The sequence below is a fragment of the Belliella filtrata genome (assembly GCF_022549775.1).
Taxonomy (GTDB): Bacteria; Bacteroidota; Bacteroidia; order Cytophagales; family Cyclobacteriaceae; genus Belliella; species Belliella filtrata.
Map to the genome: position 1 here is coordinate 64,314 of NZ_JAKZGP010000002.1, position 26,602 is coordinate 90,915.

General features: G+C 41.4%; 14 protein-coding genes. All 14 read right to left on the bottom strand.

Going from position 1 to position 26,602, the window contains the following annotated elements:
- Positions 1-138: 138 nt before the first annotated feature.
- The 14 genes from MM239_RS01720 to MM239_RS01785 all read right to left on the bottom strand — a co-directional run bounded on the left by MM239_RS01720 (position 139) and on the right by MM239_RS01785 (position 26,553).
- Positions 139-2,499: a DUF5703 domain-containing protein gene (locus tag MM239_RS01720; RefSeq protein WP_241346072.1), complete on the bottom strand. Its 2,361-nt coding sequence runs from the start codon at positions 2,497-2,499 to the stop codon at positions 139-141.
- A 354-nt stretch (positions 2,500-2,853) separates the two neighbouring features.
- A complete protein-coding gene (locus MM239_RS01725) occupies positions 2,854-4,293 on the bottom strand; it encodes a sialate O-acetylesterase (protein ID WP_241346074.1) in 1,440 nt (479 codons plus the stop codon).
- A gap of 139 nt (positions 4,294-4,432) precedes the next feature.
- Positions 4,433-7,873 carry a glycosyl hydrolase gene (locus MM239_RS01730; RefSeq protein WP_241346075.1) on the bottom strand — a complete coding sequence of 1,147 codons (3,441 nt, stop codon included), beginning with the start codon at positions 7,871-7,873 and terminating at the stop codon, positions 4,433-4,435.
- A gap of 297 nt (positions 7,874-8,170) precedes the next feature.
- Positions 8,171-11,464 (bottom strand): glycoside hydrolase family 2 TIM barrel-domain containing protein, encoded by a 3,294-nt coding sequence (locus MM239_RS01735; protein WP_241346077.1) that lies wholly within the window; start codon positions 11,462-11,464, stop codon positions 8,171-8,173.
- Entirely contained in the window at positions 11,451-12,560 is a 1,110-nt protein-coding gene (locus MM239_RS01740) for a glycoside hydrolase family protein (protein ID WP_241346078.1), read from the bottom strand. The genes MM239_RS01735 and MM239_RS01740 overlap by 14 nt, the downstream gene beginning before the upstream one ends.
- Before the next feature lie 203 nt (positions 12,561-12,763).
- On the bottom strand, positions 12,764-14,332 hold the full coding sequence (locus MM239_RS01745) for a polysaccharide lyase (protein ID WP_241346079.1): 1,569 nt from the start codon (positions 14,330-14,332) through the stop codon (positions 12,764-12,766).
- A gap of 142 nt (positions 14,333-14,474) precedes the next feature.
- The gene (locus tag MM239_RS01750; protein ID WP_241346080.1) at positions 14,475-15,767 is read right to left on the bottom strand and encodes a bile acid:sodium symporter family protein; all 1,293 of its coding nucleotides are present in this window, start codon (positions 15,765-15,767) and stop codon (positions 14,475-14,477) included.
- Positions 15,760-16,425: an aspartate/glutamate racemase family protein gene (locus tag MM239_RS01755; RefSeq protein ID WP_241346081.1), complete on the bottom strand. Its 666-nt coding sequence runs from the start codon at positions 16,423-16,425 to the stop codon at positions 15,760-15,762. The genes MM239_RS01750 and MM239_RS01755 overlap by 8 nt, the downstream gene beginning before the upstream one ends.
- Positions 16,426-16,534: 109 nt before the next feature.
- Positions 16,535-17,914, bottom strand: a complete 1,380-nt coding sequence (locus MM239_RS01760; RefSeq protein ID WP_241346082.1) for a four-carbon acid sugar kinase family protein — start codon at positions 17,912-17,914, stop codon at positions 16,535-16,537.
- 3 nt (positions 17,915-17,917) lie between these two features.
- Positions 17,918-19,165, bottom strand: coding sequence for a ribulose-bisphosphate carboxylase large subunit family protein (locus MM239_RS01765; protein ID WP_241346083.1), 1,248 nt, complete (start codon positions 19,163-19,165; stop codon positions 17,918-17,920).
- Positions 19,166-19,483: 318 nt separating this feature from the next.
- A complete protein-coding gene (locus MM239_RS01770) occupies positions 19,484-20,362 on the bottom strand; it encodes a hypothetical protein (RefSeq protein ID WP_241346084.1) in 879 nt (292 codons plus the stop codon).
- 1 nt (position 20,363) lies between these two features.
- Positions 20,364-23,246 (bottom strand): glycoside hydrolase family 2 TIM barrel-domain containing protein, encoded by a 2,883-nt coding sequence (locus MM239_RS01775; protein WP_241346086.1) that lies wholly within the window; start codon positions 23,244-23,246, stop codon positions 20,364-20,366.
- 29 nt (positions 23,247-23,275) lie between these two features.
- Entirely contained in the window at positions 23,276-24,355 is a 1,080-nt protein-coding gene (locus tag MM239_RS01780; protein WP_241346088.1) for a mandelate racemase/muconate lactonizing enzyme family protein, read from the bottom strand.
- Positions 24,352-26,553, bottom strand: a complete 2,202-nt coding sequence (locus MM239_RS01785; RefSeq protein WP_241346090.1) for an alpha-L-rhamnosidase-related protein — start codon at positions 26,551-26,553, stop codon at positions 24,352-24,354. The genes MM239_RS01780 and MM239_RS01785 overlap by 4 nt, the downstream gene beginning before the upstream one ends.
- Between the last annotated feature and the right edge of the window lie 49 nt (positions 26,554-26,602).

Here is a 26,602-nt window from a genome sequence, read left to right on the forward strand (position 1 = left end):
TCAATAGTTAATTGGGTAAATTCATGAATGTTGAATGGATTACAAGTCAACACTTCTTTGGGCTATCAGTTGCCTTGGTATCTGATGTACTGATAAATGATCATTTAGATCTCTTATTAGAAACCGATCAGCTATCCTTCAATCCCTATCCCCCAAACCCTTTTTCTCTTCCAAACTGAAATCCAAAAGATTGATAATGTCTTTTTCTCTATGTGCGGGAATAACTTTTAGGTTTTCAAGCTTCCCGTTTCTCAAAGTCCCTGACACGGTAGTTTGGTAAGCAGCATGGAGTTTAAAATCCACGTCCCAGTCTTTTGGCCATGCAGGAAATAGTAAGATCTTTTCTTCGAGTGTTTGCAATAACATTTCCTGAACTCCTATCATCCCCGCACCTCCCCAATTGTGATCTGGTACCCAATCAAAGCCTGGCCCCCAAAACGCTGAAAACCTCCTCCCTGAATCTGCCATTTTCTTTAAAGTCAAACTCGCGGCCTCTTCCACCATACCCATCCTGGCGGCGAAAATATTATCTTGCTTCCATCCCACATGACTTCTAAATTTTTCCACATCTGGATCATGGTGCCATGTGTTCCAGGCAAAATCCAGATCGGGCAAACCTAAGCCATAAAGCTTCCAAGGATAGACTGGATACAATTGTGGAGACTCTGTATTGTTCACCCTTTCCCAAATTTTTGCTGGAGAAAGAAGGGTATGCCCATTGATCTCTCTGTAATTCAAAGGAGGAATTCTAGCAAGAAATTCTTCCCAATGAGATTTTTGATCCTCATCCAAGTAGCCCTCTGGTAATTCCAATAACCTTTGCGTGATTACCTTCAATCCTGAAATGGTGGAGTTGGCATTATATGCCATTTTATAGGTTTCGTTTGCTGTGCCTGGGTACAATACCAAATGCCCTTGCTGATCAAAAACTTTCGCCCCTCGGTTCCTAGCTAGGTATTGATAATGCTCGTCAAAGAACTTCAAACAACTTTCTATAAAGGCGATGTATTTACTGATATCCTGCCCATCATACCTTTCCAATTCAAGCATCATCAGGCAAAATTCTAAAACCGTATCCCATTGGTATTCCAGCCAAGCATTGTACTGCATACCTGGGTCATAATCTTCGGGTCTCTTCCATCCATACTCTGCTGGGTTGGGAAGTCCAAAGTTTTCTAATTGCTCTGTAAAGCTTGCTCCTTCATGTCCCCAATACACCGCTGTTCTCAATTCGGCATTTTTTAGGAGATTCAGGTAAAAATCAAGTTGGGAAGGAAGCAAATCAAAATCCCCACTAGCTAACAAGGGGAAATAAACCAATCTTTGATTTTGAGCTGTCATGGTACCTCCACCCCAATTTCTGTGGTCGGGAGTGTACTTGTAAGTACTGTCTGTGTAGTATGGATCAACCGTAAATAGTCCCCCATTGAATTTGGTAGGATACTTTCCGTATGCGTTGCAAGCCAACATATAGCGAAATAGTTGATAATTCTTCCCCACATTCCAAACTGAATCATTCATACGCTTTCCAGGATCTATCAATACATGGCTTCTATCCCAAAAATTACTCCACCACTTTCGGGTTAAGGCCTTGTTTTTTTTCCAGGTGTTTGATTTATTTTCAGCTTTGAATTGCTCCAATTCGTTAAGCCATTGCTTTTGATCGGTTGTCTGATTGGTATGTAAGTAAATAGCTATTCGATGCTGTTTGGATGGCTTCTCGCTTTCCAACCCCCAAGCTTCATAAGCTGTATCCTGATATTGCCCACTGCGCTTTTTGGAAACCTTCAGCCCTTTCCCTCCAATCCATCCACCAAATGTCAGGTTTGCTACAGGATTGTACAATTGTTCTTTTACCTCACTCAACTGTTGTTGGGCTACAGCAATATCAAATACAGTGGGTTCTGCTTTGTTTCTATGAAAAAAAAGCACACCATCTACATCAAAATCTATTTGGTCAGCATACGTGATCACTTCCCCCTGGGGTGCCCATTTGTAACTGTTGGCATTATTGGCCTTCCCTGTTACCTTGAGGTCTTTGTATCTCCAGGATTCATAGCTAGCCGTCATGCTGATCGCTTGCTGTGAAGCTACTTCCAGGTGAATGATAGGGCGATGTACATCTACCCAAATCTCGATTTTGGTGTCTCTGGCTTGGATTTCGAGGTAACCATCCTTCAGAACGAGTTCCTGCCTGAAGCTATCCGAATCTTTAAAAGGGTTTGGAGATAACTTGACACGGGTTCTACCGAGCTTGAGCAGGGTATTGTTCTCATCAAAAGTACCCGATCTTCCCATGTAAAAAATCAACTCCCCATCCTCAACCCAAACATTAAGTCCTATATCTCCACCACCCACAGGCATGGACTCCCCAGCATTTGAACTGGGAGAATTCCAAACCGGGTTGTACTGGTCCAAAATAGACAGGTCTTGTGAATATGCATTTAGGGAAAGTACAAGTCCCACAACCAAAATAATGTAAAATCGGAAAGGTTTCATCAAAGGTCAAATTATCAAAAGCGATTTGCCTTTCTTTCCTGTGGTGTGCTGTAATGTGAGATTAGTATTCACACGCAAATACCAAGGGACAACTTATTTAGTTTCTAAATCAAATAATTCATTAAGCCTATATTAGAAAAAATAAAATAATACCTAGACTCATTTATTTAAGTTAAATATCTTGCAGTTATCAGCTGTTTACTTCTACTTAGGACGTGCTGAAAAACACCAACTGGAGAATAAATTTTTAAAATTTTGATGAATCCTAGATTTAATAAGGATTGTTATTTAAGCAGGTACAAGCTTATTCAATAAACCAGCTTGATTTGTGTGCTCCTTAAAATTTCAATAAGCTCACCAATCATCTGTCCGAAATGAAGACAAGGGAAGGCCTGCTGTGCTGAAAACTTCCGCGTTTGTAAAATCTTTGAAGGCGTACCTGATGGCTACAGGTTTGGGTACTTGGGAACTACTGAGTTTGATAGACTTTCTCTCCAGCACAGCTTGAGCTGGATGAAAAACCCTGTCTTCACCTGCCAACTCAAATCCATGAACTTCCTTTCCATAAGAAGTAATTCCTGTAGAAACCTGGTCAAAAGATATGGTTACTACACTTCCATCAACTGCATGGGCATTATAAACTGGACCAGCAAATTCAAAACCTTTCAGCCCATAGGTATTTGCCAATGCCCAGTAGGCAAAGCGATGCCCTACCTCCTTCTTTTTAGCTGGATGGATATTATCTTCTTCTCCAATATCCAGCAGTACGACCATGCCAGAGTTTGGGATCTTGTCAGCTGACTTGCGTTGCGCATCCCTAAGGTATGCTGAATTGTTCTTTGTGATCACTTCATTGGGAGTGAATTGGGCATAATTAAAAGGGGCAATCTGTGCAAAGTAGAAAGGAAATTCTCCCGCTTCCCATTGTCCTCTCCAAGCGCTGACCATTGAGGGAAAAAGATGCTCATATTGATCTGGCCTATCATAATTGGACTCTCCTTGATACCAAATTACCCCTGCGATTCCATAGCCAATCACTGGAGCCAGCATCCCATTGTACAATGCGGTTGCCGTTCTATTTGGCTCTTTGATATTGCTTTTTTCTTTTGGTAGGTTGATCTCGGGAAATTGCTCCAACATGTCACTATCCATCCAGGCTTCAATATTGGATCCTCCGTAAGACACCTGTATTAATCCCACTGGAATGTCCAAAACTTGGGTCAATAGATTACCAAAAAACCAAGCTGTTGCGCTAAAATTAGACACAGTTTCTGGATTTGGCACTTTCCATTCTCCTTCAAAATCTTCCATAGGAATCAATTCAGCTTTGCGGGGAACGGTGATCATCCTGAGTAATGGGTTTTTCGCAGTTACAATTTGCTCCTGCCCTCCAGATATGGGCTGTCCGGGATAGCCTTTGAGGGGCATCTCCATATTTGACTGTCCCGAACATAGCCAAACTTCTCCTATTAAAATCCCTGTCAAAACTACCTCCTCTCCTTCACCTGCCTGTATTCGGAGCTCATAGGGGCCTCCTGCTTCTGGCGTTGGGATTTCTGCTCTCCATTTACCATCTGCGCCAGACCTAGCTTCTACGACATCATCTGACCAAGTCCCCTGAAGAAAGACCTTCTTCCCTGGATCTGCCCATCCCCAAACTTTGACATCGGCATTTCTCTGCAATACCATGTCGTTGGAAAAAATCGATGGAAGCCTTACCTGAGCCATCGCCCCATATACCATCCAAAACACTAAGAGGATCGAGAAGATGGCTGATAATTTGATTTTCTTCATGTTTTACAATTTTTTTTTAAACGCAGTGGAGAATGGAGCTAGGGGTAAAGCGCTAATCGTTAGGAGATTAACGTTAAACCTTAAATATTGAGCGTTAAGATTTAAATTGATTGAAATATATTTTCATATTAAAGCAAGCTCATTTCTCTTTTTTGTCAATGCTCACCGGGCCAATAAGTCCTGATGGCATTAGTGGGTTGTTCTTAATTCTTGATAGGTCAGCTACTGACCATGTGATTGGATCTGCGTTTGGGTCATTGAAGTCTCCAATAATCCTGTTTGCCCAAGTATTGCTGACTTTGATGATGAGTTCATTATTGCCTTTTTTGATAGCTTTAGAAATGTCCACAGCGAAAGGAAAAGTCCACGCTACACCACAATTTTGACCGTTTACAATTACCTCTGCCAAATAATTTACTTCTCCTAAGTTCAACAAAAGTGGTACTTGAGGAATTTCATCCATCTGAAATTGGTTTTGATAGCTTGCTGTACCAGAATAATATCGAATGGAAGGCTTTTCATTTTTGCTCCAATCTTTTAGAACTGTCCATTCTTGTTCTTCTGTTGGCCCCTTGTATGCTGGATCAAATTGAACTTTCCAGGGTGATGATATCCTTAGGAATTCAGAAAACTTCAGGTCATTACTTCCTTCTGAACTCCTTGACTTAGTAGTTTTTTTGTCAAAAATCACAAATAGCGACTCATTTTTATCCAAGGTCAAAGGAATAGTTGTATTTCCATTATTAGCTACCCAGTTTTTGACTTCTCTATACTCATCCTTTACAGGGTCATAGATTTGCGGGATTTTCCCTGTAACCCTAAAAGTCCATTCCATCTGCCGCTTTTCTTCTAGCTGATTGGAAATAAAATACACTTCTTCTTGCCCAGACTTTCTATGGCTCCAAGCTACGCCATGATTTCTTTCTCTCCCCTTTTGCCTTGCAAGTACATCCGCTGGAATCCCAATATCTTCTAAACTCTCCTGCAAATAAGGCAACTGAATTATTTTCCCTTTTCCAATACTCCATTGGTTGAGACCTGTTTGATGAGTAGGATCATAGCCCTTCCAAAGTATATTTACAAGTTCATCATATTTCCCTTTTCCTTCTTGATCCAATGCTAAACTTGGAGAACCTGTTGGCGGACTATCCACCATGATTGTAGCACCAGCATTGACCAGTTCCCATATTTTTTTCAATACATTATAAGATACCTTATCTGCATTTGGATTCATTTTTCTATTTCCGGGAAATACCAAAACGCTATACTCCATCCCTGTAGACAAGACTACTTTACCATCCTTGACAGAGGCCAAGTTGAGTAATGCATCGGGGTTAAAAGAATCGTATTTGTATCCTCTAAAGGCATCCGTCCAGTCCTCTGCCAATGCTATATTGGATCCATGAGTTACTCCTTTCGGTCTTTGGTGGGTGGGCTGGTTTTCATTGGCCCATCTTGAAGCCTCTTTTTGCATCACCTTCTCTCCTACCAAACCTGGTAAGAAAGGTGCCAATCGATCTGGCAATACCGCCCTACTTGGCAATCCTTCTCCAGTAAACACAGCCAAATCTATCACTGGCTTTCCCTTTTGCAAATGATATTGGACACGCTGAGCATAATCAATCCATGCTTTGCCGGGCTTCCACCAAGTCTGATCTCGCTGAAAATACAACCCAACACCATCTAAAGTCATTCCAGGCTTTCTATCCAGCCAAGGATTGTGAACAAATACGTGATAGAAAAACCGATTGATTCCCAAAGCATAATTTCTATCTCCAATCGTCTTGAGGCTTCCTGGATGCTCATCCCAATCCATTCTCAACTGGGTAAATGCCTCTGCTTGGATGATTTGCTTACCATAGATATGGCCACCAGAAATAGCATCCAGCATGTCATTGGGTTTGTCATGTGTAGGGCTATTCAGCCAAAACTCTCCACCAGGAAAATCTACTTTGCTAAAATGGAGCAAGCCATCACTTATCATGGTAGGCGCTACATTTTCTGCACTGAACTTTATCTCATGGGTAGCTGCTTCACTTCTCATGATTTCAAAAAAGACATCTACGATCAGTTCAGAAATCGTCTGTCTGACATCATACAAAACCTGCTCTGAAAATTCTGCTCCATTTATGGGAAATCCTGCCATAACAGGGAGGTAGGGCTTTAAGTTATATCCCCTCCTTTTCTGGAATTCCTCCAAAAAGTATGGTGACCAGTTTTGGCTCCCTGCCTCCCAAGAGTCTATATGCAAAAGGGATAACACGCTCCCCGTTAAGTTAGGCCCAGCCACTTCTACAGCCTTTCCAAACCAAGAATCAAACTGTAGTTTTACTGCTTCTGGATTGAATTTATCAACTTCTAGCCCAAGTCCACCCCCACCTGTAGCGTTGGTATGCCCTGTAGAGGTATGTCCAAATCTTATCACTTTCCAATGGCCTTCAGGAGCTTCCCAAGAGAGGTTTCCATCAGCGTCCATGCTGTCTGAAATATCTATCACTTGCTCCAAGGGTGCCGCTTCTCCAGTATGGATTTCAGCATCTGTGGTTTGAGGACTGATTCTCCAAACCAGTCCCGACTTACCTTCAAAATCCCCAATTTTGGGTTCTTCACTTAACTCAATGGTTTTGACCTTTAGAGACGGTTTCCATTTGGCAGCATCCAAATCTTCGGATCCTGGTTCAGTACCTTCGGGATCATAAACCAAGCGAAAATGCGTAAAAGTAGCAGCTTCTATGGCATGTGTATAAGCTGCATCCCAATCCTGCCATCCATGTCTGGGAGGTACTAAACTTGTCCAGGTAGCATAATTTCTGCCATCATTGCTCACTTCTAGTTTCAATCGCTGTGCCTGATAGCTATGTGACCCACCTACCTTTATCTTAATATTCCTAAGGGTAAATGGCTCTTCAAACACATACTCAATCCAAGCTGGCTCATTGGTAGAAAAAGTCTCGTCCTTGGAATCATCCAACAAAAATGTCAAATCCTTGTCAGAGATATTGCTACTGACCTTAGGCCGAACAAAACTTGATTTTCTATATTCCTTTTCGGGGACAGGATAAGCAAACACAGCCACATCTTTGTAGTAATCCTCCTTGGTTTCAGGTTGCTCCAAAGACATCTCTATCAATTTTCCACCTTGTACATTCACATCTGTCCAAACTAACTTCTGCATAGACAACTCTGGGGTCACCCATGGTCCCCCCGCTACTGCAAAACCATCACAAGAATGCATGGCAATTTGTAAGCCTAACCTATCCGCCTCATGCAAAGCATGTGACACCATTTCCCACCATTCTGGACTTGTCTGTATGATGGGAGGATCGATCAAAGGGGGTTCTTTTGGTCCCCTAATTGACATCAGGTATGCGCCCGCTAAACCTGCTTCTTTCATCGCTTCCAAATCAGCCGTGATCCCTTCTTTTGAATAGGCCCCATACATCCAATACCAATAAGCCCATGGCTGTGAACTCTCATAGGTAGGTTCGAAAAAAGTAGCTTCATGGTGCTCATTTCCCTGACAAGCTATAAGCATCATAATCAATAAAAAGCACTTTAGTATCTCTTGGATTTTGTTCATAGGGAGTAATGATAAGTAATTAAGAGTTCTTCCAATTTGAATGATAGGTGGATTAGGAGCTAGAAAATTAGAATGTTTTAATATATTGATTTATAAATTTTTACAACCATTTAACTATAAATGGATTTAATCATAAAGTTGATTTAAATACCTGAAACAACAAAGATGTAAGAAAGACACAATGGCACTTCTCCGCTCACCTGTCTTTCCAATAATTCTAAGTATACCTTTGCACCTCTATTGCCTTGGCCGGACACCTGCCGTAAGCTTTCTTTTAAACCTATCCCAAACTACCCACTAAAACTTCAACTCCCTAAAACGCTCTTTTTGGAATGGTGCATTTTTACTGAAAGGTTTAAGGTAAAAACTGTACCTGTAAGGTTTGGAAGGTATCTGGTATTTTTCCAAAGGCTGACCAACATCAGACCATGAATCATTCCCTCCCACTCCCATCTGTATCAGGTCTATGTTCAAAGTGATAAATCCTGCATCTTTTAATTCATAAATATGCTTGGCTTCATTGATATTTTCTTCAGTATAAGGCCATGCACTCATGCTAAGAACATGGTCTGCAATTACCGAAAGTCCTGTAGCGCTGGAATTATCCTCTAGTGTCATCCATCTTACATCCGTGCGGTTAGCATTCTCCTGAGGCATCACATAAGGTTCCATGAAATCTTCCAAAGAGGTTTGATAGATCCCTGATTGAAAGCCACTATTTCTGTCAATATAGTTTTCTAATGGTCCTTTCCCATACCAAGTGATTTCTTCCAGATTCCTTCTGACCCCAAGCTTCATACCCACCTTTGGAATATGCGGTAGATCATCCAATGGGATCATTTCATATGCTACTTTAACAGATCCAGATGGATGAACGCTATACTTTACTTGGAGCTTTGCTTTTCCTTCTATCAAGCTAAAAGTACTGGATATCAGGACAAGCTCCTCAATATAATCCACTTCCATATTTTCCAGTTTCAATGCTGGCTCATACCAAGCTTTATATTTTTGATGTGGCTTCCAGCCTTTTCTATCATTGTCAGTAAGTGGGCGGGTAAAGCTGGGTAAAACTGAGGCTAATATTTGTTCTTCGCCTTCAAAAACAAAGCTGCTCAAAGCTCCATTTTTCTTATCAAATGTAAGCTCAAAGTTCTCTGAACTCACTTTCCAAGCATCCGCTTCTGATATCGTTTCCAGTTTAGGAAGCCTTGGTGTAGCTGCAAACTCTTTTTGTTGTGCTTGTTTCAATAAAAATTGATCAATAGCAATTACATGCCCTTCGGAAGCCCACAGTTCATCCTTCTTTAAAGTAAAGGACAAGTTCAACAAATATTCATGTTTGTCAGAAAAGTTGGGCAAATAAGGTTTCACGTCTAATATCGTAGACTTCCCTGCTTCCAAGGAGATGCTAGGAATATTGTTTCGATAAATGGACTTCCCATCCTCCAATACTTCCAAAACAACCTGATAATCTGCTGTGGATTTGCCTGCATGTCGATTATGTACTTTGATGAGGTAATCCGCACTATCGACCAAAGTGCTTTCTACTGGTTGGTAAACCCATTTACATTCATACATAGCAGCTTTTGGCCTGCCATCCGAAGCGACGATTCCATTGATACAGAAATTCCCATCATGAAGCTCTTCTCCAAAATCTCCTCCATAAGCATAAAAAGGATTTCCTGCTGAATCTATTTTCGTCAATCCTTGATCTTTAAAGTCCCATATACACCCACCAATCACCTGTGGTAGCGATCGGAACTTTTCCCATAGCTCTTTCATATTGCCTGTAGAGTTCCCCATAGAATGGGAATATTCTACAAAAATTATTGGCCGCTTATCTACCTGTTGATTTACAAGCAATTCTGGTGTAAATACCCCTGGATAAAACCTGCTGACCATATCTACATAAGGTTGATCAGAAGGGACTTGTATCCTGTAGGCATGCTCGGATGGGTAATCTGGGTGATCGGGTGGAATATACCCTTCAACCCTATGGTTACCTTGAGCTGGCTCATAATGCACTGGTCTTGTAATGTCAAAATCTTTCACCCATTCAGCCATAGCCGCATGATTCGGGCCTCTGCCTGCTTCATTCCCAAGACTCCAAAAAATGATACTTGGATGGTTCTTGTCTCTTTGAACCATCCTGGTGACTCTCTCCATATAGGCATGAGTCCATTGGTTATCATTGCTCAATTTTCCTCCGATTCCGTGGGTCTCATGATTAGCTTCATCCATCACAAAAATCCCATATGCATCACAGAGTTCATAGAAATAGGGATCATTTGGATAATGGCTTGTCCTGATGGTATTGAAGTTAAACTTCTTAATTGTTTTCACATCTTCTTCTATGTCCTCTCTGGTCATAGCCTTGCCACGCTCAGGGTGGTGGTCATGCCTGTTGACACCATAAATATAGGTCTCCTTTCCATTGATCAATAACTTTCCATTGTCCTTAGAAAATTCGATTGATCTGAATCCTACTTTCGAGCTTTTGGACTCCAAACCATTTCCTAAAGAATCCTCCAAAGTCAAAACTACTGTATAAAGATTTGGCGTTTCGTCACTCCATTTCAATGGGTTCTCAACACTCGCCTCAAACATGCCAAACCTCACATTGTCCAATCTTGGATAGCTTTCATTTAGTATATCTTTGACAGTTTTTTCCAATGGCTTTTCAAAAACAGGATTATCCTGTGGGTCATACAGCTGAACTTTCAACTGGTGACCATATTGCTGCTCTCCTTTGAAATTATCGATTTTTGCCCTTAACTGAAAAACTGCATCTTGATAATCCTTATCAAGTTTTGCTTGCCAGTGAAAATCCCCAATCCTAAGATTTGGCTCTGCCATTAAGAACACTTCCCGCTGGATTCCACTTAACCTCCAGTGATCTTGATCTTCCAAATAGGATCCATCACTCCAACGTAAGACTTGTACAGAAAGGATATTTTCTCCAGGAATGAGATAAGGTGAAATATTAAATTCAGAAGGTAGAAAGCTATCTTCTCCATAGCCAACAAACTCTCCATTGAGCCAAACTTGAAACGCTGAACTGACTGCTCCAAAATGTAGCGTGGTGGTCATATCATTCCAGTCATCAGGAACTGTAAAAGTCCTTTGATAGGAACCTACCCCATTGTAATCCTTGGGGATGAATGGTGGGTTTACAGGTCTAAAGGGATATACCGCACTTTTATAAATTGGTTTATCATAACCTTTGAGCTCCCAATTGGAAGGTACATCAATTTTATCCCAGCCTTGAACCCTTTCTTTGAAAAAATGCTGAGATGCAGCTATGAGGTTTTCGGCATAAGAGAAATCCCACTCACCATTCAGCAGCATCATCCTGCTTTTATCCCTATCCCCCTCCAATGCCTCTTCTGGCGTAGCGAAGGAATAGGCAGTTGCCCGCGCAGGTGCCCTGTTGATACTAGTGACTTGGGGATCTTCCCATGGGGCAAAAGCGTACTTCCTTGGTGCTTCAGGAACTCCTGCAGGCTCTCCTGTTACAGTCTGCGCTTGGAGCAATTGAAAATTCAATGCAACAAACAATAAGGATAATGTGATAAAACTAGTTACTTTCATCTGCTACAAAACTTAATGTACTCTTCCCCAAATCCTTTGAAGTAGCCACTGCGATTCCCCTTTGACCTTTATCATTGACAGCGCAATAGTAATGATAGACTATTCCGTCATGCTTAACCACAAATGATTTATGTGCAAAAACTGAATCATAAGACTCGGAAGGCTTGATCAGGTCTTCTCCCTCCCATTCCACCCAGTGGAGTAAGTCATTGGAAACAGCGAAGCGATTGAAGGCGCCATCACCTTGCCTGTCGGGCCAGAATGCACCAAAGAAAAACATCACATAGACACCATTTATTTCCTGGATAAAGGCATCACCAGAAATCCCCTTGTGATGGTTGATCAAGGGTTCTTCATGAAACCTTTCCCAATTAATCATATCTTTGGATACAGCCAATCCGATTCTTTCTGCGCCTTTGGCTGGATTGATACTATCTCCTCGTGCATTATAATACATCACAAAAGGATACCCCAGTTTTTCCTTTTTATCCCAAATCACCGAGCTTTTGTAATGTGTGCTATTTTCCCACCACCTCACATCAGCATCATTTGCCTTCAAGACAGGTTCAGACAGTCGCTGCCACTCATGAACTTCTGTTGGGGACTGGTTCGTAAATGCAATACCTGTAGAAAGCAATCCCGCTTCATAACCTGTACTATTTCCACCAAAATAACTCATCCAGTATTTGCCTTCGTAGGGATTCCATTCATATGAACCTCCCCACTCGAAATCCTGTAATGCGACATACCCTGCCTTTTGATTCACATCCCAATCGGTGGAATCAGAGAAAGACATCAGTTTACCCTTGGTTTCCCAATCAAGTAGATTATCACTTTCTGCTAACCAAGTTTCATAGCCTCGTCCCCCAAAAATCAGGTAAACCATATACCATTTACCATCTTTCCTAAAGACACTTGGACAATCCATCATCAAGTCATCAGATGGTGGGACTTTGACAAGCCCATATTTATAAGGAGTTTTTATCTCTTCATAAATTTCTTCCATGAGCTCGGGGGTGATCTCCTGAGGTTTTACTTCACAGGCAAGACAAATTACTATCGCTGCCAAAAAACCAGTTCCTTTCAATATATCCATCAATGTAATGCTATAAAACACATGGTTAGCTAATGAATTATAAATCTAGCTTCTACAAGACAAATACCTTCCTGTGCTTACATGGTAACTTGTATGCAGGCCAATCCTCAAGCTGAAAATCAGGGGATAATGTAAAACAGATATTTGCTTATTTTAATGTTAGAAATCTCAAATCAAGCGTTTAGGATGCCATTTGGTTTCCTTTAGCTTATTTTGTCCACATTGTTACCAAGGTTTCGGTAATTGATTTTTTCTTGGGGATTGGTTCCATTGAGGTATTCTTCCAAATTCGTATAACCATCTCCATCAGAATCGATTGCCCCATCTTCAGGATTATTGGGATCAAGGTTGTATTTGATTTCCCACTCATCTGGCATTCCATCTCCATCGGAATCTACAGGTACTTCTGAGGGATCAAAAGTCAATTTGGGATAACCACCTACTTCATCTATGCTTTTGATAATTCCTGTTTTGGTCATTGGCTTTCCTGTGCGAACCATTTCTGCTACACGTGTATCGACGGCATCTCTTTTTGGCAAGGTCGCTCCTGCCTTATTCAAGACAGACTCAAAAGCATCCTCGGCAGTTTGATGTGGAGCCACTGGCCAGCCTTCAAATGGGGTGTACACCCTGGCCATCTCTTTACCGTCACTCCCTTCAGGGATCATGGAGTCTTTCGTTTCTTTCATCTTCATGCCAGCCCAATTGTCGCTGTTCAAGGCTTCATTTCCATCCATAATATTCCCTGCAACATACCATTTCCCAGGTCGGTTATTCTCCTTTGGATACCAGTCACCTTCACTCCATGCATTGCCTGGTGAATACATGCTTCTTTGTTCAATTCTGGCGAAGACCGCTCGCATATTTTCTTGGGTAGCGGGCCCTGGTTTGAAGTAATTGTTGATCAAGTTGATCATGGAAGTTTCATCTCCTCCATCTATCGTGCGGTGTCTCCAATTGTAAATCACATTGTATCTAAAATCAAATAGCCCAGACATACCTATGGAAGGATTTCTTGCTGTATTGGAAGCAAACAGGTTATAGTGGAAAGTAGCTGGATTTCCTCCCCAAGTTGCCCCAAAGGCATGTCCTTTGGCATCTAAGGCTTCACTGGAAATACACCATTGGATGGTGATAAATTCTGCAGGATCTTTGATGCGTGTGGTTTCATCCAAAGACGGCCTCATGTGTCTGTAAAGTGAAATATTCTCATCCATCCCCCAGCTTGTAGAGCAATGGTCAATGATCACATGATGGTGTGGGTTTCCGCCAATATTATCATCTCCTTGACCACCTACAGGAATGCCGCGACGGACGCGCAGGTGTCTCACAATTACATTGTGGGTATTGATGTTCAATGTCCCTGCAATACAAATCCCATCCCCTGGAGCTGTTTGACCAGCAATGGTTATATCCGGATGATTGATATCGAGATCTTCTTTAACTTCTAATGTCCCCGCCACACGGAATATCACTGTTCGAGGCCCTTCGCTTTCAATGGCCTCACGAAAACTACCAGGACCGCTATCATTCAAATTTGTGACTGCATAAACTTTCCCTCCTCTTCCTCCTGTAGTAAACATGCCCCCACCCCAAGCTCCTGGAAATGCTGGTATGGCACCTTCTGGTAACCTCGGTGGATGAGGCGGGATTTGTCCAACTTCAGCTTGAGATTTGCTTGACGGGGCATTCTGTGCCTGACATGCCGTCTCTACACTTAATAGGATAAAACAGAGCAAACAGGTGGTTATTTTAGTTCTTAGGTTTCTCATTATTATTTACTTAAACTGGTTAAATTCATTTTTAGTAATCCTTATTTCTTCGCCCTAAAGCTTGAAATCTATAGTAATTCATTACCCTTAGTATCTATTTATTTACATATTTTCTAACACGCTTCATTTCCTAAAAAAGGCTTCATTCATCCATTTGTTCTCTCTTTCTTCTCCAATAGTTCGCTAAAATAGAGCCTGACACATTCATCCAAGGACTAAATACAGCTGGTGCCAAGCCAACTGTACCAAGCTTCCCCATTGATCCTGCCAATCCAGATGCCATGCCTCCATTTTGCAATCCCACCTCCAAAGCCATTGCCCTTGAGGATGCAATATCCAATCCCAAAAACCTGCTAAACCAATACCCGAACAGATAGCCCAGTGAATTGTGAATTACTGATGCCAAAAACAGCATCAAGCCAACCTGAAGCAAGTTATCCCTTCCTGCCGCTGTGGTAACAGTGGTGAAGAATACAATTCCAGCCATCGATAAAACAGGCATAAGTTTATCTAATCTGACAACCTTTTTGGCAACCAAGTGATAAACCACCCCAAAGCATATGGCTCCTAAAAAGAAAGACAAGATTTCTAAGGATTGCATTTGAGCTAGGGTGAATATTTGAGAAAGGTAATACCAAAGCCCTGTTACAAACACAATCAAAACTAGACCTGATAAAAGGGCTAAAAGAAATATCATTTGGCGGTTACGCTTATTTGCGTGCTTTAGGTAATCGTGCAGCAATGCTGCTCCTATCGGTACCAAGACAATTTTGACAATCTCTATCATCATGTCCATGAACCTGATATCTATCAATGTACCCGCCAAGGTTTTCATCCAAAAGGGAGTTAAAATCGGTGCTAATAATGTTGCTATTGCTGTGACTGTGACAGAAAGTACTAAGTTAGCTTTTGCCAAATAGACCATCACATTGGAAGCCAAACCACTAGAACAAGCGCCCATAAGTATAATCCCTGCTGCAATCTCTGGTTCGAAAGCAAAAATCTGTGTCAATAAATATCCCAAAATGGGCATGATCGAAAATTGACTGATGATACCTACTAAGACTCCTCTTCCTGTAGATGCCAAACCAGAAAAATCTTTGAGGCTCATCTGTACGCCCATTCCAAACATCACGATTTGAACTACCCCCAAAATCAGCCATTTATTGCGTAGATCAATTGGTCCCAAATTCAAAATCTGTTCGGGAAATAGCATACCTGATAATACAGCCAAAAGAATCCAAGCTGTATATTGGTAGCCTTTGAGGGTGGGGATTTGGCGAATGGTCAAAGTTAGAACGAAGAATCCCATAAAGGCAGCCAACTTTGAAAATACTACACCATCCAAATACCAAGCTACCATGCAGGCAAGCATGGCAAATGCAGCTAAGCCAAAACCAAGTTTTAGGAAAAAATTTGATTTTGAATCACCCATTCACCTGATTGGCTAAATATTTTATTGCTTCTGGTGGACTTGAAATGATGGGTACAACTTTATCCTCTTCAGCCAAGTTATCTACTACCCTAGCCATAGATGCTTGTGCCAATAGGATCACATCCACTTCCAATGCCAAGGATTTGATCGCTTTGGAAACAATGGTATCATGCGATGCTGAATCTCCACTCATCAAAGCTTCAAAAGCTCCATAACAAAGTTTGGAGGTAATTTCAACTTCCTTTCCCAATGCTATGGCCCTTCTTTTTACCAGATCAGAAGTCGGTTCTAAGGTAGTAGATAAGGTAGCCACTACCCCAATTTTCTTTCCAGTCTGTATGCCCAGGTCAGCCATCGGTTGATCAACCCGAAGAACAGGGACTCCTATTAAAGTAGCTGCTGTCTCTACCGCTACACCTATGGAGCTGCATGTCACCAAGATATAATCTGCTCCAGCTTGCGCGGCCAAAAAAACAATCCCCACTACTCTTTTTGCTATTTGTGGAGTAAGTTCGCCTTGTGCAATTACATCCTTGATCAAGCTGTCATCCACGATATTGAAAACTTCAATTCCTTGAAGATTTTCAGCACATAATTTTTGAAAAACAGGAACTAATGTAGCTGATGTATGTACCAATCCTAATTTTTTAAAGGTCATGTTTTCTATTGTTTATTTTGACATTATTTTTCTTTAACTATCCAATTACCTGCGAACTTGTATGATAGGCTATACTTATAGGCAGCTTTGAATTCATTATATCAGACTGTCATGTTGCATCCATTTTTCCCAACTGTACTTTGACAAAATAATCCTCCTTACCTACTTGCCCACCTTTGAAATTGATCTCTAATCCATCTGCTGGTGAATTTGGAGCACTAGCTTTACAAAGTGGTGCTCCAGGAGCGAGTGGAGCTATCATCTCCACTGACTCAATCCCCAAGGCCCTGGCAATCCAACTTGATGTATCACCACCTGCAATTACCATTCGCTGAATTTGAGTTCTAGCCAATATGGCCTTTGCAAGCAAGCCCATCACGCTTCCATAGCGCTTGGCCGTGAACCTGGAAATTTCCACCTCACTATACCCTTGCTTTTTCAATGCTTCTTTGGTATCAGCAACTCTTGGATCATCATAGCCGATAGCTGTATGTATGATCAAGTTTTTTCCAGATTCAAATACCTTGATAGCCTTTTTAAGGTAAGCATCTAAAGAAACGGATTCGCTTTGATTTGCTATCTCAACTGTATCAATTGCAATTTCTTCAAAATCATTTTCTAAGCCCATCTTAATCTGTCCAGCTGTAATGGGGGAGCAACTCCCCGATAAAACCAATAAGTTTTTTGATTGACCTGGATTTTCCCACAACTGCTTTTTCAACCCATAAGCTTCGCCTAAAGCCATCTCTATTCCTGATGAGCCGACTGAGAAATGTTGCTTATCACTTCCCCTCTTCACTAAAAACTCTCCAATTTTCTTGATATGTTCTTGATAAACAGCGTCAAAAAGAACTATTTCACAACCTGCATTTAGCTCCAGAAGCAACTGATCCTCTATCCTATCCTGATCAATATCCAACAAGTCAACCAAGCCAATTTTGATATTTGTCTGTTTGGATAAATGCCTTTTCAAATCAGATTCATCTGCCGGAGTAGTCGGATGCTTAGACATAGAAGGGTGCCTATCCAACCTGTAGATCAAGCCCTCACTTCCTATTCCCATTTTGGCAAACAAATTTCCAAAAGCACAATACCTTCCCAATAGGGGTGCAGCCACTAAAAGAGATACAAAGTCAATGTCAAAAATATCAAAGCCAATTTCTATGGCTTTTCCAATGCTGCCAATCGTCGGTGAAGAATCGAAAGTAGAGCAAACTTTGTAGTGAACATGAGAGGCATTTGAGTCCCTTAGTGCAAAAAAGGCATCTCCAAGCTCATTTACCATCTCTTCCGGACTCAAAGACCTGCTCAAACCAGCAACACCGAATGCTTGAATATCAGGATATTGATTTAACACTTCCTGACTTGGCGGACTGATGAACAAGACTGTACGAATTCCTGCTTTGGCCAAAAACTCCAATGCATCGGTGGATCCAGTGAAATCATCCCCATAAAAAGCAATTTTCAATTTGTTCTCTTGTTCCCTCATTCCTTAGCCTTTTCCAAATTTCTCAACTGACTGTGCAAACTCAGTATATTTTTCAGCTGTCCTTTGAATGTCCCATCCATCAATAGCTGCTTGCCAGGCCTGCTTTATAGCCCTAACTCCCCCTGTTGGCCCTGCTGGATGTGCCATAATCCCTCCGCCAGCCATGTATAGCAAGTCAGTTGTTTTTGTTTTTTGATAAGTTTCAAATGCCTGTCCTCCCCACTGTCCAGAGGATACCACAGGTAACACATCCATCCCCTTGCCCAAAGGGTCTAAACAAGAAGCTATGGATCGCACTACTGATTCATCAGCTTCCCAAAATTTATTCTTTATGCCATTGACATGGATTTGATCAACACCTGCAAGTCTCCAGATCTTCTGATATGCTTTGAACTCAATTCCCAACAAAGGGTGCCTGTTGAGCATCCCCCAGCCATTTCTATGTCCATGGATAGCCAATTCTCCCCGATCACAGATTTTTTTGACGGCAGCAAGCCCTACACTGTTGATGCTAACCATGGCACATGTTCCGCCTTGCTCCACAATTTTATCGTAGTTGCGTTGCATGGCATCCACTTCAGCACTGATATTAAAAGCATACATTACTTTTTTGCCCGTGCGGTCAGCATGTGTACGGATAACCTTCATGATTGCATCCACCCTCTGGTCAAAAGGAGAATTGGCAGCTGAACCCATCAATTCATCGTCCTTGATAAAATCAATCCCTGCCTCCAACAATGTCTTGACTATAGATGCTGTAGTAGCTACATCCATTCCTATACTTGGCTTTATGATAGTTCCTATCATAGGACTGACTGAGGCTACTCCCATCAAATTTCTTGTACCTTTGATGCCAAATCTCGGCCCTTGGAAGTTGGAAACGTATGAAGCTGGAAAATCAATATCCATAAGCTTGAGTCCTGTAAATTGCGTGATCTCATAAAGGTTGCCTTGAAGGGTAGAGATCAACACAGGTAAGTTATATCCAAAATTCTCTACCGACCATGAGATAGAAACCAAGGCCCTATGGTACTTATCAAAAGACAATTTTGGCCCTGGAATAGCGGGTTGATTGACCGACTCAAGAAGTTCAATATTTTCTATTCTAGCCCCAAACCGCTGCTTCAATGCAGGGGTTTCGCCTGGAGTTTCTACAAAAGTCCCAGAGGATTGCTCACCAGCCAAAATCATTGCAGCTTTAGCCACCTGATAAGGTGTTTCTATAAAATAATGTGCTGTTATTCTATCCATAATTTTTATGTTATTAATAGAAAAAAAGGCAAGATATGCACGAATGCCATCCTACCCTTTTCCAAATAATAAACCCTAATTATTCAAATTTCAATTTTTAGCTACCCAAAAGAATCCTGAACCTACCTGCTTCTGAAAAAATATTTGAAAAAGATAACAGAGCTTTGAATATCGTTGAATGATGTAGTCAAGATTTACATAAATCACGCTTCAGGAAAAAGAAACTTTAAAGTTCAATTATTTTTAGGATTTGAAAACACAATCAATTTTAATAAACACGCTTTCAGTACACCCCTCTCATCTATTGACCTTATGGAACTAGCTTAATGATAGCCTAGATTCTGCTTCCTGCCAACAGGATTTGGCAATTTCATTGAGAAGTATCGCTTGTCTCCACCTGTCTCCTTCCTCTTGAACTTCACCATTTGGCAGGATAATATTCCTTGCATAATAAATCGATGCAGGTAACAATTCGGCTGTAAAGCAGATGAAATCTCCCTTTTGAGCCGACTGGAGAAACCCCACAAAAGACCGTGTCCACATCTCCTTGAAGTGTTCTACATATGTTAAGCCAAGGCCATCTCCAATATCTACTTGAATGCTACCAGGATTTCCGATTCTACCATGTAAGAACCTGACCCTTTCGAAAATTGGTTGGATAAAGTCCCATTTCATTTCGATTCCTCCATAGACCATCTCTTGACCTGTATACCAGTGAGAAAAGTCTCCGTTGAACCTGATTTCTGGAAACCTTTCTGTCAAAGCCACAGTCCTTTGCATATCTTGTGTAACCGTGGCACGGTGAGTCTCAAGATAAATCGGAAAGTCCAACTTCATGGAGGTGTTTAAAACATCTTCTACCAGCAGGTCTACTTCTCGATCTGTTTCTATGCCCCAGCCCAAGTGAATCGTAGCACAATCAAAACCTTGACTTTTCCAGACAGGAGCCAATTGAGACAATTCTCCAACTTGATTGATACGTGCATGGGCTGTCAAACCCAAACCATATTCCTCACAAAGTCTAGGAATCCCATCTTGAATACCTTCAAATCCAGCTGACTTGATCAAGCTGTGCTTCTCTTCATCATTACCCTTGGGCCCTTTGGAAAACTCAGGTAGCTCATTACAATTTCCATAATTGATATCTAATCTTAAGTATGGCCTTTTGTCGCTACCATCATTACAGTTCTTACTCATGCTACTTTGCTTTGAATTTTAAAAATACACTTCCCTTTTTCACTCCCTCAACCCATTGAGCTTGTGAAGATGGACCTATCAAATCTGTCGCATTCACTTTATTCCTCACGGCAGGTATCACATCCAATACAGCTAAGCCCGTCTGTGGTAAAGTGTAAAGCAACTTATCTCTTCCATCTCTTGGGGTGTATACGCCAAGGTAATTTTCTGTCTGATCAGTTGACAGGTGGATCTCACCTTCCGAGGTCTCAAAAACAACCCATCTCCAATCATGGAAATAGCCTTTGAATTCAGGATAACCGAATGTCTCTCCAGGAATAGGATCATTGTATTCATTTTCCCAAGTATCAAATGTGGTTCCGTGGAGTCTGTTCTGCCATACCCTATAAGGGCCTTTACCCAACCACCTTTTGGCTTTGACCATATGCTCTGGGTAGTCAAAGTTCAAACCAAGCAATTCAACTACACCATCATATTGGTAAGCATAATCCAATTGAATCAATCCTCCTGGCTTGATATACCATGTCAGACTTGCTATAGGGCCTTTGAATGCTGTATGTACGATTACTTGATCACCCTCTTTGGACACTTGAAGTTGAGTTAAAGATTGTTCATAGGCTATTTCCTTATATATCCTATCCAACCCCTTGTCAGCATCTCGATCTATATTTCCATCCAATGTTCTATCTCCCCTTCTTGCAGCAATAAAGTTTGGGCCTTTGAATGCAAATGGTTTACCCGACTCCTTTAAGGAGTTTAGTTCACCTGTTTTTTTGTCAAAAGCCACTTCCAATTGTCCTGATTTCACTGTGATAGTTGCTTCGTCTTCTGAAAAATCCACCTTTCCACTTGCTGCTGTCAGGTATGTCTTTTCTTTTTCCCATGTGTAAGACCATGTCCATAATTCATCTCCATTAGGATCCAATGCTTTGATGTATAAGACATCTAGTTCTTTCCAGTTACTTGGCCACTTTATGGAAAGTGTCCCTGAACTTTGTGGCGCTACACTTGGCCCTGGGATACTTGCTTTCATCAAAACGGTATGTCCAGCCTTTCCAGACTCAGGTGTATGGAATTTACCAAAACTCCATTCGAAAGTACAATCCTTCAGGTTCGTAAAGTCATACCTGTTCTCTACCAAAAAATCCCCATCAAAATCAGGCGGCAATACAGCATCCTGCATTAGCATTACAGGAGACCATACCTCCTTGATGGTATAAAAACTACCCTCTTTTTCCATGTGTGGGCCCAAGATTCCATCTGCCGCATAGTTTCCTTGGTTATCTATCCTCCCATCTTGATCAGTACGTGCAATTCCCTCATCAGCAAAAACCCATAAGAAACCACCTCCGCTTCTTGGATGTTTGCGCATCATTTCCCAATAATCATACAAGCCTGCTCCATGTCCACCATCATACAATCCATGTAAAAATTCAGTTGGCATAAAAATGTAATCCCCTCTGAAGTACTCTTGCATCTCTCCATAAGACCTGTAGTGCATGGTCTCAATCCCGCTAAGTAATTGCTGAGGATGTAAAACGGGTCTATTCTGAGGATCCCATTTTGCAAACTCATCATCAAGCTCGGTATTCCAACCACCCTCGTTACCATTGTCCCAAAAGATCACACTTGGGTGATTGACATCTCTGGTCACTAAGGATTCAACCAAACCAATTCCAACTTCCTCATCATAATGTCCATGCCATCCTCCTAGCTCATGCAGTACGTACAAACCCAACTCATCGCAAGCTTCCAAAAACTCAGGATCGGAAGGATAGTGAGCTAACCTCACCGCATTCATATTCATTTCTTTGATCAATTTGGCTGCTTCATAGTTCAACTCCCTGTTGAGTGTACGTCCTGACTCGGGCCAAAAACTGTGTTTGTTGACCCCTTTCATCAAAATCCGCTGCCCATTGATATAGATTCCATCTGATTCCCTAACTTCAATAGTCCTAAAGCCAAAGCGATCATTGATGGTATGCAATAATTGATCTTGGTCAAAAAGTGAGTAAGTAATAGCATAGAGATTGGGGGTTTCAGCTGTCCATAAGGCTAAATCCTTTTCATCAAACCTCCCTTCCAATACTACCTTATCACTTCCAACCGGTATTGTTTTTTCTATCATTTCACCGACAATTTTGCCTGATTCATCCTGAATCTTCGCCTGAACCTTTAGCGCTTTGGAGCTACCATCTCCCAAATAGACTTCTGCCAAAAAATCTCCATTTGCCTTGGCATCAATGGCTGTTCTATCTATAAAAGTGCTCGGTAAAACCTCTAAAAAAACAGGCCTAAAGATCCCTCCAAAATTCCAATAATCAGCCCTTCTTTCTGCTAGATTAACCCCTGCATTGCTTGATTCTTTGGAGACAGTAACTTCTAACAGGTTCTTTGCGCCATACTTCAATATTTCAGTGATATCATACTTGAACCTGTAGAAAGCTCCCTGATGCTTATCCCCTGCAGATCTACCATTGATTCGGACTTCCGTATCAGTCATCGAGCCATCAAAAACAATTCTGATTCTTCTATTTTCCCAATCCTTAGGAATCTCAAATTCATACTTATATTCTCCTACCTCATCGGCTATTCCATCAGGAAAGTCTTTGCCATAAAATTTTATGCCATATTGGTATTTACCATATCCTTCTTGCTCCCATACCGAGGGAACATTGATCGTACTCCACTCTCCCGCTTTGCGCCCGCCAGAGACTTTGAATTCCCAGACTTTGGTATCTTTATACCCTGTTCCAGATAGGTATTCAATGATGGTCTCGTGCTGTTTTTCTTGGGCAAAGCCAAAATCATAAAGACACATAAAAAGTAAGATCAAGGTATTGCGTAACCAATTTTTATTTTTGCCCAGCATAATTTTTATCATTTACAGTCTACATTTATTCATTTTCTAACTTAAACCTCAACAAGACAGGAATCTTTGAAAGAAAATCCCCAGCCCTCCCCTTGATGGGGTGAAGCATATCCCTGCTCTATCTTGATCGGATTGTCAATCAAGGGATCTATCCAGTCAAATGATTCCGCTCCAGCTCCATTGGAAATACAGCACAGCAAGGCCACATCATAATCCTTATAGAAATGTGGTAACACTGGAATCTGATATGTTTTGGCTAGCATGGCACTACTTATCCACTGATCTACACCACCAATTCTCAACAAATCAGGCTGCCAAATATCAAGCGCTTCTCTTCTTGCTAGCTCACGCAAGGCTATGGAAGTGTATTCTCTCTCTCCCATTGCCAAAGACATTCCCACCTCCTCTTTGAGCAATTTGAACCCATCATAGTGTTGATGATTAATGGGTTCTTCAAACCAATACACATTCAATTCTTTGGCTTTTTTTGCTAGAAGCAAGGCATCAGGTAGATCCATCCCTTGATTGGCATCTATCATGATGTCTATATCATTGCCCACAGCCTCACGCACAAGCCGCAACCTTTCCAAATCCTCTTTCCAGTCAGGCTTACCTACTTTGATTTTCACAGCTTGAAACCCCCTACTTTTATAACCATTCACCTCCTCCAATAACTCTTCTATAGAATAAGAAATCCAACCCCCACTTCCATAAAGCTTAACCTTGCGGTTGGTTCCACCTAAAAGCTTCCATACGGGTATACCTTGACATTTTGCCCAAGCATCATACATGGCTATATTGAAGGCTGCTTGTGACCACCTGTTTACACCTTCATGGCCAAAGTACTCATTGGCTTGATCACAGCGTTGAAATGCAGCAACCGTCTTATCTACAGGTACTCCAAGCAATAGCTCCCCCATATCCTGAATAGCACCTAAAATGGCCTTGGGGCTATACTGAAAGCTCAACATGTAAGATTCTCCCACAATCCCATTTTCTAGGTATATGCGAAGAATGATAAATGATAGCTCATCCAAGGTATGCGTGGCATCTGAAAGCGAACGAGGTAGGTTTGCATATGCCTTGAAAATTTTAAAATCTTTGATTCTATTCCTCATCATTGAAAAGAAGTATAAGTAATTTGATGTTTGGTTTCAGGAGTTATTTTCAATTCATAGACATCCTCACCCATGGCCACAACCTCTGCAGTATTGCTGATTGGTTTGGTTTTGCTCTTGATTGTCAATGTACCTTGCCCTCCAGCTGAGTGCACCTTGATTTCAGCCATAGAAATGGATAAACTTATATTTCCAAAGGGAGTGGGAACTTCTCCCTCCATCCATTCCAAGCCTGCCAAATGTGGTTCAATCACATAATTCTCATAACCCGGACTAGTAGGCTTGACTCCCAAGTAATACTTACCAAAAAGGTAAATGGGGCTTGCTCCCCAAGCATGGCACAGACTCTTACCATAAGGTCTTCCATACATTTCCAAATGCTCCTCTCCTGACTCTTGAGGATCATATTTTTCCCAGAATGAAGTAGCCCCCAAGTCCAGCATTCCACCCCAATAATCCCTGATTTCTTCCAATACAAACGCTTGCTCCCCCATAGCACAAAGGGCTTCAAGCTCATAGAACCTCATATAGGGGGTGGTGATCTTTTGAATTTCTTCATTGAGTAAGACATGCTCTTTTACTGCATTTTTCTGCTCATCTGAGAAATAATCAAAGAAAATCGCAAACATATTGGCATACCTGGTGATGGTATCCAATACTTCACCATCTACCCGCTGATGCATTAAAGCTTTCTTTTCCTCAGACCAAAAAACTTCAAACAATTTATCTCTTAACGCATCAGCTAAAATTTGATATTTCTCTTTACCCTCCTGATCTCCTGCGATTTCGGCACTGAGAGCCATGGCTTCCAAGCTTCTTGCCAATAACAATTGCTCAAAACTAACTTCACCCTCCTTGCTTAGTCCATCTGCCCAGTCTATAAAGATCCAGTCCCCAGGTAGTCCCTCCATCATGCCACTTTCATTTCTCCTATCAAGGCAAAAGTCCATCAGACTTACCATTCTTGGGTAGAAGTTTTTGATAAAGTCTTCATCTCCAGAAAACAGGTAATAATCATAAATCCCTATGAACCAATACAGGGAATAATCCATAATGGTATTGAGGTGAGAAGCTACTGGTTCTTTACCCCTAAGTGCTAGCAAGGTTCTTTTTACAGACTCATTATCAAAAAAGAGGTAATAGTTCATCAAGTAACTCTGGTAGGCGTCACCAGACCATATCCAGCGATCCCTTTTGATTCCATCCAAGAAAAATTCTCTGGTATTCAAATGCATGGTGTAAGCCGAAACATCCCAGATTTCATTCAGCAACTCATCCGAACTCTTGAATTTCCCATGGTAGGTTACTGGCAGGTATTCATACAGCATGGAAACTGAATCGTACTCGATACTTTGATCTGCCTGAATCTGAACATACCTGAAAGCCATGGAATTCTCCAGTGTAACTTCTGATGCTTGACTTCCATCAAAAGTCAACTCATCCAAGGTCTCACAGAACTCAGCATCTAATGCTTCCTGCTCAGATTCTCCATAGTATAGTGAAATGTTTCCAGTTCCTTTAAGTCCATGGAACCGAATGTATCCAAAGGTTTCTTTTCCAAAGTCAATCAATTGTCCCTTTCCAGCGTCTTTGACCGAAGTAGCATACTGAGGTGTTGTTTCGAGCTTAAAAAGAGATGGCTTTTCTTCTGCATTATCAAAGTTCCAGCTCCCAACAGTTTCCCAATTGGTACCTGATTGATCTGATGCTTTGCCAGTTTCATCAATCCATTCTTTATCTTCAAAAGTCACCTCCCAAGTATGATCCGTCACCAAACGATTTCCCTGAATATATAAGGCAGGTACTGCTTCCTGATTGTAAACCTTGATCACTATGCTGTGCTTACCAGAAGGTACTTGCAGGGTTTTGGATCGGCCATGAATCAACTTACCATCAAGCTGTAATTTGAAATCTCCTTCGGTAGCAATGGTAATTTCATCAGGCTCATCCAGTTCAAAATCTTTCTTGAATGTCACCAGTGCATAGGGGCTATAGTATCGCCATAAAGGAGGTAGAAATGCCCCTCTTTCAGTTCTTCTCGCTTGCATTTTGTTACTGAGCCAAATCTCATAATCTCCAGGATACCATATCCAGGTCGCCTCTGCTTTTTGTTCTTGAGCGATGGATTTATAGGGAGAGAACATAATGGCGCCAATCATTATAATGGCAAAAATTGGTATGTTACGTACAATCATCATCATCTTTTCAATTTATTAAAACTCATCAAATGGGTATCTCTTCTCATCCTGT